At 65.0% G+C, this 13,732-nt stretch carries 13 protein-coding genes; 11 read left to right on the forward strand and 2 right to left on the reverse strand.

All coding sequences use genetic code 11. The features are described from left to right. The 3 genes from A5711_RS07930 to A5711_RS07940 all read left to right on the forward strand — a co-directional run. Positions 1–401 (forward strand): acyl-CoA thioesterase II (locus A5711_RS07930; protein WP_197520757.1); only part of this gene is annotated, 401 nt, incomplete at its 5' end. Between the two features lie 62 nt (positions 402–463). After that, positions 464–994 carry a nuclear transport factor 2 family protein gene (locus A5711_RS07935; RefSeq protein ID WP_067945216.1) on the forward strand — a complete coding sequence of 177 codons (531 nt, stop codon included), beginning with the start codon at positions 464–466 and terminating at the stop codon, positions 992–994. A gap of 7 nt (positions 995–1,001) precedes the next feature. After that, entirely contained in the window at positions 1,002–2,102 is a 1,101-nt protein-coding gene (locus A5711_RS07940; protein WP_067945217.1) for an NAD(P)-dependent oxidoreductase, read from the forward strand. A 46-nt stretch (positions 2,103–2,148) separates the two neighbouring features. On the opposite strand, the gene A5711_RS07945 is transcribed toward A5711_RS07940, so the two are convergent. Beyond that, on the reverse strand, positions 2,149–3,120 hold the full coding sequence (locus tag A5711_RS07945) for an aldo/keto reductase (protein WP_067945219.1): 972 nt from the start codon (positions 3,118–3,120) through the stop codon (positions 2,149–2,151). Between the two features lie 83 nt (positions 3,121–3,203). Between A5711_RS07945 and A5711_RS07950 the strand changes: the two genes are divergently transcribed. After that, a complete protein-coding gene (locus tag A5711_RS07950; protein ID WP_067945221.1) occupies positions 3,204–4,538 on the forward strand; it encodes an acyltransferase in 1,335 nt (444 codons plus the stop codon). On the opposite strand, the gene A5711_RS07955 is transcribed toward A5711_RS07950, so the two are convergent. After that, positions 4,501–6,195: a cytosine permease gene (locus tag A5711_RS07955; RefSeq protein WP_067945223.1), complete on the reverse strand. Its 1,695-nt coding sequence runs from the start codon at positions 6,193–6,195 to the stop codon at positions 4,501–4,503. The genes A5711_RS07950 and A5711_RS07955 overlap by 38 nt on opposite strands. 352 nt (positions 6,196–6,547) lie before the next feature. Between A5711_RS07955 and A5711_RS07960 the strand changes: the two genes are divergently transcribed. The 7 genes from A5711_RS07960 to A5711_RS07990 all read left to right on the forward strand — a co-directional run. Continuing rightward, positions 6,548–6,775, forward strand: a complete 228-nt coding sequence (locus A5711_RS07960) for a hypothetical protein (RefSeq protein ID WP_231972048.1) — start codon at positions 6,548–6,550, stop codon at positions 6,773–6,775. Between the two features lie 214 nt (positions 6,776–6,989). Continuing rightward, entirely contained in the window at positions 6,990–7,658 is a 669-nt protein-coding gene (locus A5711_RS07965) for a TetR/AcrR family transcriptional regulator (protein WP_067945227.1), read from the forward strand. A 744-nt stretch (positions 7,659–8,402) separates the two neighbouring features. Then, positions 8,403–9,116: an MlaE family ABC transporter permease gene (locus A5711_RS07970; RefSeq protein WP_369806105.1), complete on the forward strand. Its 714-nt coding sequence runs from the start codon at positions 8,403–8,405 to the stop codon at positions 9,114–9,116. A 1-nt stretch (position 9,117) separates the two neighbouring features. Beyond that, positions 9,118–9,987, forward strand: a complete 870-nt coding sequence (locus tag A5711_RS07975) for an ABC transporter permease (protein WP_067945229.1) — start codon at positions 9,118–9,120, stop codon at positions 9,985–9,987. A gap of 6 nt (positions 9,988–9,993) precedes the next feature. Beyond that, positions 9,994–11,310: an MCE family protein gene (locus A5711_RS07980; RefSeq protein WP_067945231.1), complete on the forward strand. Its 1,317-nt coding sequence runs from the start codon at positions 9,994–9,996 to the stop codon at positions 11,308–11,310. Then, the gene (locus A5711_RS07985; RefSeq protein ID WP_067945233.1) at positions 11,307–12,347 is read left to right on the forward strand and encodes a virulence factor Mce family protein; all 1,041 of its coding nucleotides are present in this window, start codon (positions 11,307–11,309) and stop codon (positions 12,345–12,347) included. Before A5711_RS07980 ends, A5711_RS07985 begins: the two co-directional genes overlap by 4 nt. Continuing rightward, a partial coding sequence (locus A5711_RS07990) for a virulence factor Mce family protein (RefSeq protein ID WP_067945235.1) occupies positions 12,344–13,732 on the forward strand: 1,389 nt, incomplete at its 3' end. The genes A5711_RS07985 and A5711_RS07990, both read left to right, overlap by 4 nt.

Raw genomic sequence — 13,732 nt, forward strand, 5'->3', positions numbered from 1 at the left:
GGCATGGGGCCTTCGGCGAACCGCATGTCATAGAGGGTCGTCCAGCGAACGAGGCCCGGATCGGTGGCGGGCAGCCGAGCCCCTCGTCGACGACCACCGTGTGGGTGCGCGACGCCGCGCGGCGCCCCGTCGACTATCCGGCACTGGCCGCGTTGTGCGACATCTTCTACCCGCGGGCGTTCCTGCGGCGCGGCGGCTTCGTCCCGTCGGGGACGATCTCGCTGACGACGTACTTCCACGCCGATCAGCACCAACTCGCCCGCTCTGGAAGTGACTTCGTCCTGTGCACCGCGCACGCCAACCGCTTCACCCGCGGGTACTTCGACCAGAGCGCACAGGTGTGGACGCGAGACGGCGCCCTGCTGGCCACCACCCATCAGGTCGTCTACTTCAAAGGTTGAGAGGTTTACACTTCGCCAGTGAAACGTCACGCCGGGACACAGAGGGACAGAATCGAGCCGCAATGACCGAGCGCGCGGAGGACGTGGTGGCCGAGGCGGACACCGCCACCCTGCTGGCCATCGAATCCATCAAGCAGCTCAAGGCCCGCTATTGCCGGAACCTCGACACCAAGGACTGGGCGGCTTGGCGCACCGTCTTCACCGACGACTTCGTCAGCGACACGGCCGAAGCCGGCGGCAAGGTGGTCGAGGGCGCGGACGAATTCGTGGCGTTCACACGCAAGGCGCTCGGGCGGCCGGCGCAGGCCACCGCGCACCAGGTGCATGCCCCCGAAATCGCACTCACGTCGGCGACGACCGCGCGTGGAGTGTGGGCCCTGCAGGACGTCGTCCGGTTCGGACCCGGGGTGACGTTGTTTGGCTACGGGCACTACCACGAGACCTACGAGAAGATCGGCGGACAGTGGTTCATCAAGAGCTCCAAGCTGACTCGGCTGCGAGAGGATATCGTCACCCCCGTGTTTTCGCTCTACGTCTCCGACCGAATCCGCCGCGCGATCGGCAGAGCCGCCGACCGACTGATGGGACAGTGATAACGCCATGACCGCCTCTACCGTTTTGGTCACCGGTGCGTTCGGACAAGTCGGCAAGCGTTGCACGCGGATCCTGCTCGAGCGGGGACGCACCGTCGTCGCGATGGACCTGCGCAACGACAACACCGTCGCCGTCGAGCGCGAGCTGGCCGCCGGCAGGTACCCCGGCACGCTGATTCCGGCCTACACCGACCTGCTGGACGCAGAGGCGGTGCGTGATCTCGTCGTGTCCCATCGGCCCGAGGCGGTCGTTCACCTCGCCGCGATCGTGTCCCCGCTCTCGTATCGCAGGCCGGCGCTGGCCCGCAAGGTGAACGTCGGTGGCACCGAGAATCTCTTGGCCGCCTGCGCCGCACTCCCCCGCCCGCCCCTCTTCCTGATGGCCTCCAGCGCCGCGGTGTACGGATCGCGCAACCCCTACCGCCAGCCGGAGCGGATCACCCCGGACACGCCGGTGAACCCGATCGATCAATACGGTCAGGACAAAGTGCTCGCCGAGGCGGCGATCCGCGCCAGCGGCCTGCCGTACGCGCTCTTTCGCCTGGGCGGGGTCATCTCGCCGGACACGCACACGACGGTCAACGGCGACTCCCTGCTCCTGATGCGGTCGATGCCAGGCGACAACCGCATGCACGCGGTGGATGCCCGAGACGTGGCGCTGGCTTTCGCCAACGGTGTCGATCGGGAAGCGACCATCGCGGGCAAGGTGATACTGATCGGCGGCAACGAGTCGTACGTGCTCACGCAGCGCGAGCTCGAGGACGGCCTGATGGAAGCCGTCGGCCTGGGTGGGCTCGGGCCGTCGGCCAGCCTGCCCGGCGATCCTGCCGACGACCGCGGCTGGAGCTTCACCGGCTGGTACGACACCACCGAAGCGCAGGCGTTGCTCGACTTTCAGGAGCACGACTGGTCCCAAACCCTGGAATGGATCGCCGAGACACAGGGCCGCACGCGGACCGTGGTGCGACTGCTGAGCCCGATCTTGCGCCCGGTCTTGCGTGCGGTCCTGATGGTGCAGCGCCGGCTCGAGGGACGCGGCCCGTACGCCGACCCGTGGACGCTGATTGAAAAGCACTACGGCACGGCGGCGCTCGCCACCGCGGACTAGTTCCGGGAGTTGCTGCGCCACAACATGACTCGCACGCCCGCGCCCGTCAGCGGTCGATCCATCCCATCTGCGCTTCGGCGTGGTGACCACCCTGGGCCGGGGTGAGTCGGTCGAGCCGGGACAGCTGGTCGGGCGTCAGTTCGACCGCGTCTGCACCGAGGTTCTCCTCGAGTCGCGACACGCGCTTCGTTCCCGGAATCGGGACGATGTCGGGGCCTCTCGCCAACAGCCAGGCAAGGGCAACCTGAGCGGGAGTGGCGCCGACGTCGGCGCTGATGCTCCGCAGCTCGTCCGCGCTCTTCAGGTTGTGCTGGAAGTTCTCGTCGAAGAACCGCGGATTGGTCTTGCGGTAGTCGCCGTCGGGCAGCCCCTCGGTGGACCGAATGGCACCGGTGAGGAAGCCGCGGCCCAACGGTGAGTAGGCGACGAACCCGATCCCCAGTTCGCGCAGCAGCGGTAATATCGCCTCTTCCTGGTCGCGGGTCCAAAGCGAATACTCCGATTGCACGGCGGTGATGGGATGCACCGCGTGAGCGCGCCGGATCGTGTTCACGCCGACCTCCGAGAGGCCGATGTGCCCGATCTTTCCGGCATCGACCAACTCCGCCAGGGCACCGACCGTGTCTTCGATCGGAGTCTCGCGGTCGAGGCGGTGCTGATAGAAGAGATCGATGTGATCGGTGCCCAGCCTTTGCAGCGAACCGTCCACCGCGATGCGGATGTTGGCCGGGCTACTGTCCGGGCCGCTGCGTCCGGTGTGGGATATGAGGCCGAACTTGGTGGCCAGCACGACCTGATCGCGCCGGCCCTGCAGGGCACGCGCGAGCAGTTCTTCGTTGACGTACGGGCCGTACACCTCGGCGGTGTCGATCAGCGTGACGCCCAGGTCGATGGCGCGATGAACGGTGCGGATCGACTCCGCGTCGTCGCTGCCGGCGCCCGCGTAGGCCACGGACATGCCCATCGCGCCCAGGCCCAGGCGGCCGACCTCCAGATTGGCGAGCCGAGCTTGCTTCATGGAGTCATTGTGCGCGCGGGGACTTCACGCCATGGGGCGGGTACCGTTGCGCGAGTGCACCGCATCGATTTTGCCGCGATCCGATGGACGACGTAGAAACCGCGCGACCGGCCCGCAATCTGGCGGTGGACTGCTACCGCGCGTCGGGTGTGGTTCTCATCGTGCTGGGCCACTGGCTTGCCGGTTCGGTGACCTACCACGACGGGCAATTCGGTCGCGAGAACCCGCTGCTCGACATGCCGTGGACGCAATGGCTGACCTGGATCTTCCAGGCGGTGCCGGTGTTCTTCTTCGTCGCCGGTTACGCCGGTGCGGTGTCATGGTCGCACCGCCGCGACGCCGACAGTTTCTCGCGCCAGGACTGGATTCGGCACCGACTGGCTCGGGTACTGGGACCTACGGCGGTCTATGTCGCGCTGGTGTCGGTCGTCGTGGTGGTACTGCAGGCTCGGCACGTGCCGGGCACGGTGATGGAATACGCGGGTTGGGCCGTTGCCATGCACCTGTGGTTTCTCGCCGTGTACGTGCTGGTGGTGTCTCTGACACCGATTGCCGTTGCCGCGCATCGGCGTTGGGGACTCAAGGCGCCGGCGGTCCTGGCCGCGGGCGTCGTGTTGGTCGATGCCGTCTCGCTGGCGGGCCATGTCCCCTATGTCGGCTCGCTGAACTACCTACTGTGCTGGGGCCTGCTCTACCAGCTTGGGATCGCTTGGCACGGTGGGCTGTTGGCCGGCCGCAGACCGGTGCTACTGGCCGCCGCTTCGGCCGTCATTCTGGCGCTGCTTATCCGGGTGGGACCGTATCCGGTCAGCATGATCGGCGTTCCGGGCGAGGCGATCGAGAACACCTCACCCCCGACGGTGGCGATGATGGCGTTCGCCTGCACGCAAGCGGGGCTGGCCATGGCGCTCGCGGCGACACTCGACCGGGTCCTGCATCACCGCCCGGTGCAGCGCGTGCTGTCCACCGCCAATGCCAACGTGATGGCCCTCTACCTGTGGCACATGATTCCGGTCGTCATCGTCGCGATCGTCGCTTATCCGGCCGGGTTGATACCGCAACCCCACGAGGGTTCGGTGGCGTGGTGGCTGGTCCGGCTGGAGTGGATCACGATCCTCAGCGTGGTGACAGCGGTCGAGTTGCTGCTGCTCTGGTGGCAGCGGCGGTTCTTCGCGGTTCCGCTGCCCACCTTCGGCCTCCCGCTCCCCGATCGCTTGGCCGAGGCGACCATGCTGATCGGCGCCCTCCTGGCCGCCGTTGGATTGCACTTATTGGCGCAGGGCGGCTTCGCGCCGGACGGGCGTTACTCGTGGCCGACCGCCGCCTTGTTCGCCGCCGGGGTGGTGTTGGTAGCGGCGCGCCCCAGAACCCCGTCCCGCGTTATCGGCCGGAGGCCGCAGCGGCGCCCGAGCGCTTAGCTGCGGCCGGCAGCACGTGGTCGGCCAGTTTGTCGGTGGACAAGCACAGCGAGCAGACATGCGCGTCGTGCGTCTCGCACGACACTACGTCCGGACGCTCGTAAACGTGATGGCAGACATGGCATTTCAATTGCACGGCCGACGGGTTGCCGTATTCGTCGTACATGGGCAAGTCGATGCCGTCGTGGGTGCGGCGCAGGTAGTACTTGCCCTTCGTCGCGATCGCCAGGATCGGCGGCATGACCAACGCGATGACGATCGCCACCAACGGCGAGTACGGCCGCAGCGCCGGGCCGAGGCCACCGAAGAAGGCGATGATCGACAGTCCCGCGGCCAACAGCATCGACCCGAAGCCCACGGGGTTGATGGCGTACAGCATGCCGCGGCGGAACTCCGGCGCCTTCGGTGACAACTTGAGCAGGTACTTGTTGAAGACGATGTCCGACGCCACGGCCAACACCCACGCCATACCGCAGTTCGCGTAGAACCCCAAGATCGTGTTCAGCACTGCGAACATGTCGGCTTCCATCATGATGAGCGCGATGACGAGGTTGACGGCCAGGAAGACCACGCGCCCGGGGTAATGCTTGGTGACGCGGGTGAACGAGTTGGTCCACGCCAGCGAGCCCGAGTATGCGTTCGTCACATTGATCTTGATCTGACTGAGCACCACCAGGACCACCGCAAGCGTCAGGGCGAGCCAGCCCGGCATGAAGTTGCGGTAGATCAACAGGAATTGATGCACCGGCTGGTTGGCCACCGACGTGGACCCCGCAACACGGGAGATCAGATAGATCGCCAGGAACAGGCCGATGATTTGTTTGATCGCTCCGAACACGACCCAGCCGGGGCCCGCGAGCAACATCCAGGTCCACCAGCTGCGCGAATTCGCCGGGGTCCGTGGCGGCATGAAACGCAGGTAGTCGATCTGCTCGGCGATCTGGGCGATCAGGGAGAGGCACACCCCCGCCGCCAACAGACTCGAGCCGACGTTGACCGCGCCGTCACCGCCGCGGCCGCCGTAACCGAAGAACTGGTGAATTGAGTCCGGATGGCGCACCACGAGGTAGACGAACGGAACCACCATCAGGATCAACCACAGCGGCGTGGTCCAAAGTTGGAGCTGTGAAAGGACTTTCATGCCGTAAATGACCAACGGAAAGATGATAAGCGTCGAACAGGCATAGCCGACCCAGAGCGGGATATGCAAACCCAGCTTGAGGCCCTGCGCCATGATGGAACCCTCGAGCGCGAAGAAGATGAAGGTGAAGGTCGCGAAGATCACGTTGGTGACCACCGAGCCGTAGTAGCCGAAACCGCTGCCCCGAGTGATCAGGTCCAGGTCGAGGTTGTAGCGCGCCGCGTAATAGGCCAGCGGCAATCCGGTCGCGAAGATCACCACGGCGAAAATCCCAATGCCGCACAACGCGTTGCCGGTGCCGTATGAGATGCCGACGTTGGCGCCGATCGCAAAGTCGGCCAAGTACGCGATGCCGCCGAGAGCCGAGATGCCAACTACCGCCGTCGACCACCGCCGATAACTGCGTGGCGCGAACCGCAGGGTGTAGTCCTCGAGCGTCTCCTTCGCGGCCGCCACGGTGTCCAGGTCCACCGCGGCCGCGGACCCATTGACGTCTGACTCGGTTTCCTGCGTCATCCCCACCCTCCCTGGCGCGAAAGTCCCGCCGAAGATAGCGGACCCTGGTTGCGACAAAGTGAAGCCGGGGTCCTGCGGAGACGCGTCACCGTGGCCGCCCGACATGCCCTCGAATCGGGGTCTCTGCGGGTAAGCGACTTACGGCCCCTCGAGAGGGGCCGTAGTGCCCTGGTCGGCGTCGTATTCCGGGGAGAAACGTTTCCCGCAAGCCTCGGATTAGTTGAGCAGTTGAGCCTAGGCTAGAAGGAGACACCCGCGCCAAGGGAGTACACAGATGTCACACGCCACTCTCCACACCAGCCAGGTCCCTCAGCAGCGCGCACAAGATGCCGAGCTATTGAGGGAGTCCGGAGTGCACAAGCTCGTCGTCGCCGACCGCGACGGCAACTGCTTAGCATTCCTATTGGCCTGGGATAGATTCGACTACGACGCAGAGACGGACACCTATGTGTGTGTCGTCGACAGCGACGGCAGAGAGCTGATGACTGTGTACACCACCGGTGAGATCAAACCGGCCGCAAAAGCCAACACGTATGTAGTAACCGCGCCGGATAGGTTCGATGGCCCCAGGGCACTGTAAGCCCGCCGAACCGACAGACCGAGCTCGGAGCAGGTCTCTGCCGGGCCATTTCTCATAACAGGTTGCAGGACTTGTCAACCTGATCGCCAGCGGCGCCAACCGGCGCGACGGCTGCCGGCCGCGCCGAAGCATGTCTGCGTCCGGTGGCGCAGCTTGACATCCAGACGCTTATGATGGACCGTTCGTACGGTTAGTTTGAGCCGAAGGGTGGACGATGCCCCGACCTGGTAGGCGTGGCGAGATCTTCGACGCGTTTGTGCGCTATGTCGCCGAACGCGGCTACGACAGAACGAATATGGGCGACATCGCCGACGAGCTTGGCATGTCGAAGGGGACCATCGTTTACCACTTCGGAACCAAAGCGCAGATGTTGCGCGAGCTTGAAGAAACGCACCTAGCCCACCAACTCGACGCGCTACAGATGGCATGGGCTCGACTTGCCACACCCCAAGAGCGCATCGCCGCAATCATTTACGCCTCCGCACTGCTACAAGTGGTCGCCCGCGACGCGACGGTGGCAAGCCAGCGCGAGGTCGTTCAGCTGTCCGATGACCCGGCGATGCGGCACGCTCGCAAGTTGCGCCGTCGGTTGCAGACCCTGGCGATTGACGAGATCCGTAGCGGAATAGAGAGCGGTGTATTCCGAAGCGTCGACGTCGAACTGGCGGCCCTGCAGCTTTGGGGGTCGCTGCAATGGATGTGGGTGTGGTTCGATCCCGCAGATTCTCAGACACCCGAACACGTCGGGGCCGCTTTTGTCGATGTGTTCCTCGGCGGTCTCCTACTCGACCGCCTGGGGCTCAGCAAGTGGGCGAATCCGTCCGCGGACGTCATCACGGTCGTGCGCGAATGCCTTGCCTCGGTCAAAGGTCCGACGGACTGACCGTATAACCGCGAATACCCTGCGCGGCGGGGGGATTGGTGCACCCCTTCACGCTTGATGTGCCCAGCCGGCCTTCGCCGGCGATTGTCGATCGCTCGATCCACGAAGACCACTACTGTACGGCCGGTCGGTTTCATACCTAGAACCCATTTGGGCCACTGCCGCAGGGAATGAGCGCCAGTTCCCAGGTAAACGCTCAAATAGCCTGTTAAAACCCGAGATAATCCAAGCAGCGAGCGATGGCGTGACGGATGTTTCCCTAGCGCGGCCTTCGCCGGCCACCGAAACTATTGACCGACCGTACGGTCTAGTGCCATAGTGGTGCGTGGCGCAACCGAGGGTGGCATGGAGCCGAAGGGTGGGGTCTCAGAGTGTCGATCGGGAGGATCACCTGGAAGACTGGCGTCCGGAATCAAGTGACGAGCCGTGCCGAGAATGGCACCGAACGGCGTTGCACCAAGACTTACGGCAGCGCTGTCAGAATTGCTCGTCCAACCGATTCCGTTCGAAATATTTTGCAGTGAACCGCTTTTCGCCGGTCAGCAGCTCGACGATCCGGCCTGCGAATCGCCGTCACCATCCCCGGCCGACCACCATGTGTCGATCGCTTGACGCAGTTCGGATGTCGCGACTTGTTGCCCGGTCACATCTGGGGCGGCGCCGGTGACCACGTCGCACTCGGTCGCCAGCAGGGTGGGCAGCAGGATTCGCCCGGGCACGGAAGTGGCCGGCGGGTTCTTCCGCATGTGCGTGCTGACCGGAAAAGCCCTGCGGCAGCCGTTCGAGTGGCGCGAGTTCATCTGGAATGGCTGGTTTCTCATGCGGGTATCGCTGCTGCCCACCATCGCGGTGTCCATCCCGGAAACCGTGCTGCTCATCTTCACGCTCAACCTTCTGCTCGCCGAGATCGGCGCCGCCGACGTCTCCGGCGCCGGTGCCGCGATCGGCGCGGTCACCCAGCTCGGCCCGATCGTGACGGTCCTGGTCGTCGCCGGCGCGGGCGGCACCGCGATCTGCGCCGACCTCGGCGCGCGCACGATCCGCGAGGAGATCGATGCCCTCGAGGTGCTCGGCATCGACCCGATCCACCGGCTGGTGGTCCCCCGCGTCGTCGCCTCGACAATCGTCGCGGTGTTGCTCAACGGCCTCGTGGTCGCCGTCGGCCTGGGCGGCGGCTACCTGTTCAGCGTCTACCTGCAGAACGTCTCGAGCGGTGCCTACCTCTCCACCTTGACGGCGCTCACCGGTCTCCCCGAGGTGGTGATCGCGTTTGTCAAGGCCGCGACGTTCGGGCTGATCGCCGGGCTTGTCGGGTGTTATCGAGGGCTGATCGTGCGCGGCGGATCCAAGGGCCTGGGCACTGCCGTCAACGAGACGGTGGTGCTGTGCTTCATCGCGCTTTTCGCGGTCAACGCGGCACTGACGACCATCGGCGTCCGGTTCGGGACAGGCCGCTGAGATGGCCACGGTTGCAGCACTACGCGTCCGCTTCCCGCGGACGTCCGCTCTGGTCGTTCGATACGGGGATGTCCCGTCTCGGCCACTGCTCGAGATCGGGCAGATGGTCTGGTTCGCGATGGCCGCGGTCGGGCAGATCCCCTTCGCTATGCATCGCTACCGCAGAGAGCTGCTGCGCATGGTTGCCCAGATGGGGATGGGCACCGGCGCGATGGCCGTGGTCGGTGGCACCGCGGCCATCGTCGGCTTCATCACCCTGTCCGCGGGCTCGCTGGTCGCCATCCAGGGCTACGCGACGCTGGGCAATATCGGTGTCGAGGCCTTCACCGGCTTTTTGGCCGCACTGGTCAATGTGCGATTTGTCGCGCCGGTCGCCGCCGGCCAGGCGCTGGCCGCCACGGTCGGCGCCGGCGCCACCGCCGAACTGGGCGCCATGCGTATCAGCGAGGAGATCGACGCGCTCGAAGTGATGAGCATCCGGTCGGTCGCCTATCTGGCCTCCACCCGCGTAGTGGCGGGCCTGATCGTCATCATCCCGCTCTACGGGCTGGCGATGACCATGGCTTTCCTGTCCCAGCAGGTCACCACGGTTTTGCTCTACGGGCAGTCAATCGGCACCTACAACCACTACTTCCACACGTTCCTGCGCCTCAACGACGTGGGCTGGTCATTCGCGGAGGTGATCCTGGTTGCGGTGGTCGTGATGACCACCCACTGCTACTACGGCTACACCGCCACCGGCGGACCGGTCGGTGTCGGTGAAGCGGTCGGCCGATCCATGCGGCTGTCGTTGATCACGATCGTTGTGGTCGTCGTGCTCACCGCGATGGCGGTCTACGGCAAAACCCCGAACTTCAACCTCACCGTGTAGTCGCCGATGACAGCCCCGCCCCCGAACGCCAGAGAGAACCCGCAACGCATTCCGCCGTACAGGACGGCCGCGTTGGTGTTCTTGATGGTCTTCGCCGTGGTGCTGGGTGTCGTCTGGTTGCAGTTTCGCGGCCGGCTCACGCCGACGACTCGTTTGACGATGCTGGCTCCACGGGCCGGTTTGGTGATGGATCCGGGGTCGAAGGTCACCTACAACGGCGTGGAAATCGGCCGGGTGGCCAGCATTTCAGAGGTCGAACGTGACGGCACCCAGGTGGCCAAGTTCGACTTGAACGTGAATCCGAAGTACATCGAGCTGATCCCGGCCAACGTGGACGCCAATATCAAGGCGACCACGGTCTTCGGCAACAAGTACGTGTCGTTGACTTCGCCGAAAAAGCCTACGCCGCAACGTATCACACCGCAGCATGTAATTGATGCCCGGTCGGTGACAACGGAGTTCAATACTCTGTTCGAGACCCTGACCTCCATCACGGAGAAGCTGGATCCGGTCAAGGTCAACCTGACGCTGGCTGCCGCCGCGCAGGCTTTGACCGGCTTGGGCGACAAGTTCGGGCAGTCGATCGTCAACGCCAACGCCATCCTCGATGACATCAATCCGCAAATGCCGCAGATCCGGCACGACATTCAAGGGCTGGCGGCCCTGGGCGACGTCTACGCGAAAGCGGCACCCGACCTGTTCGACTCTCTCAACAACGCGGTCATCACAGCGCGCACGCTGCACCGGCACGAAGCCGACCTCGATGCCGCGCTGTTGGCCGCGGCCGGGTTGGGCAACACCGGCGAAGACATCTTCGCCCGCGGCGGGCCCTACTTTCAGCGCGGAGCCGCCGATCTGGTGCCGACCGCCCAGCTGCTCGACACCTACAGCCCCGAGATCTTCTGCACCATCCGGAACTATTACGACGAAGAACCGGCCGCGTATGCGACGACGGGCGGCGGCAACGGCTACGCGTTGAGAACCATGACCGAGCTGACATCAGGCCTGGGGGGCATCCTCACGCTCCCGGGGTTAGCCGGCACGGCGGCCACCATGGGGCTCCTCGGACTGGCCGGACTAGTCGGCGGGGCACCGAATCCCTTTGTGTATCCGGACAATCTGCCCCGGGTGAACGCCCGCGGCGGGCCCGGAGGTGCGCCGGGATGCTGGCAGGCCGTCACCCATGACCTGTGGCCGGCGCCAAGTCTGGTGGTGGACACCGGCGCCAGCCTCGCCCCCTACAACCACTTAGACACCGGCTCGCCGTACGCAATCGAGTACGTGTGGGGCCGCCAAGTCGGAGACAACACGATCAACCCATGAAAATCACCGGCTCCGCTATCAAGCTCGGCATCGTCTCACTGGTGCTGCTGCTGATCGCTGTGTCGATCGTCGTGGTCTTCGCTCAGATGCGCTTCAACAGCACCAACAGCTATCACGCGGAGTTCGGCAACGCCACCGGGCTGAAAAACGGCCAGTTCGTCCGCGCCGCGGGCGTGGAGATCGGCAAGGTCAAAGCGGTGCGGCTGATCGAGGGCGGCCAACGAGTCCTGGTGGATTTCGATGTGGACCGGTCGATCCCGCTCTACCAGTCGACGACCGCGCAGATCCGCTATCTCAACCTGTTTGCCGACCGCTACCTGGAGCTCAAGCGCGGCGAGGGTGAGGGCGCCGACCGGGTCCTGCCGCCGGGCGGCTTCATCCCGCTGTCTCGAACTTCACCGGCGCTAGATCTCGACGCCCTGCTCGGTGGTTTCAAGCCGCTGTTCCGGGCGCTCGACCCCGACAAGGTCAACACCATCGCGTCGGCGATCATCACCGTGTTCCAGGGCCAGGGCGGCACGATCAACGACATCCTCGACCAGACCGCACAGGCGACCGCGCACATCGCCGAACGCGACCAGGCCATCGGTGAGGTGATCAAGAACTTGAACACCGTGCTGGACACCACCGTTCGGCACCGCAAGGAATTCGACCAGACCATCGACAACTTCGAGCGATTGATCACCGGGCTGGAACACCACGCCGACCCGCTGGCCGCCGGCACCGCGAACATCAGCAACGCCGCCGGCACGGTGGCCGACCTGCTCGCGGACAACCGCGCTCTGCTGCACAAGGCGATCAACTATCTGCAGGCGCTTCAGCAGCCACTGGTCGACCAACGCGATCAGCTGGGCGACCTGATCCACAAGACGCCGACGGCGCTGAACTTGATCGGACGCAGCATCGGGCTCTACGGGGACTGGGTGAACTTCTACGTCTGCGACCTCACCATCAAGTGGAATGGCCTGCAGCCCGGCGGTCCGGTACGCACGGTTCGGATTTGGCAGCAACCGACCGGTAGGTGCACGCCGCAATGAGAACACTGACGGAATTCAACCGTAACCGGGTCGGGCTGATGGGCATCACTGTGCTGGTGCTCGTCGTCGCCGTCGGCCAGAGCTTCACCAGTATCCCGATGATGTTCGCCAGCCCGAGTTACTACGGGCAGTTCACCGACACCGGTCAGCTCAATAAGGGCGACAAGGTGCGCATCTCCGGCGTGAACGTCGGCAAGGTGGAGGGGTTCGATATCGACGGCGACCATGTCGTGATCAAGTTCAACATCGGTGCGAACACCATCGGCAGCGAAAGCCGGCTCGCCATCAAGACCGACACCATCCTGGGTAAAAAGGTGCTCGAGATCGAGCCGCGGGGAACCCAGACGTTACGGCCCGGGGCCATGTTGCCACTGGGCCAAAGCACCACGCCCTACCAGCTTTACGACGCGAACTTCGACATCACCAAGGCCGCCACGGGCTGGGACATCGACACCGTCAAGGAGTCGCTGAATGTCGTGTCGCAGACCATCAATCAGACTTACCCGCATCTGAGCGCCACGCTCGACGGTTTGACCCAATTCTCCGACACCATCGGCAAGCGCGACGAGGAGGTCAAACACTTACTCGCTCAGGCCCACCAAGTGGCCGGTGTCCTCGGTGACCGCAGCGAACAAATCAACCGGTTGTTGGTCAACGCGAAGACGCTGCTGGCGGCGTTCAACGAACGCGCCCGCGCCGTCGGCGTCCTGCTGCAGAACATTTCCGCCTTCTCGGCCGAGGTGCAGGGGTTCATCAACGACAACCCGAACCTCAATCCCGTGCTGGAGCAGTTGCGTGCCATCAGCGACGTGTTGGTGGAACGCAAAGACGACCTGGCTCGAACCCTCACTTATGTAAGTCAATTCGCCGCATCGCTCGGGGAATCCGTGGCGTCGGGACCGTACTTCAAGATCGTCCTGGCCAACCTGCTGCCGTATTGGATTTTGCAGCCGTTCGTCGACGCCGCCTTCAAGAAGCGCGGCATCGACCCGGAGAACTTCTGGCGCAGCGCCGGGCTGCCCGAGTTCCGCTGGCCCGACCCCAACGGCACCCGGTTCCCCAACGGCGCACCACCGCCCGCGCCGCCGGTGCTCGAAGGCACACCCGATCACCCGGGACCGGCCGTCCCACCCGGAACGGCGTGTTCCTACACCCCACCACCCGACGCGCTGCCGCGGCCATGGAACCCGTTGCCGTGCACCGGTGTTGACGTCGGACCGTTCGGTGGCAGTTTCCCGGCGCCGATCGACGTAGCCGCCTCACCACCGAACCCCAACGGCCTGCCACCGTCGCCGGGCATCCCGATCGCCGCACGCCCCGGCGAGGCACCACCCGATGTCCCCGGCACACCGGTACCGCTGCCCATCCAGGCACCGCCGGGCGCG

Source organism: Mycobacterium sp. E2238, from assembly GCF_001672665.1.
GTDB lineage: Bacteria > Actinomycetota > Actinomycetes > Mycobacteriales > Mycobacteriaceae > Mycobacterium.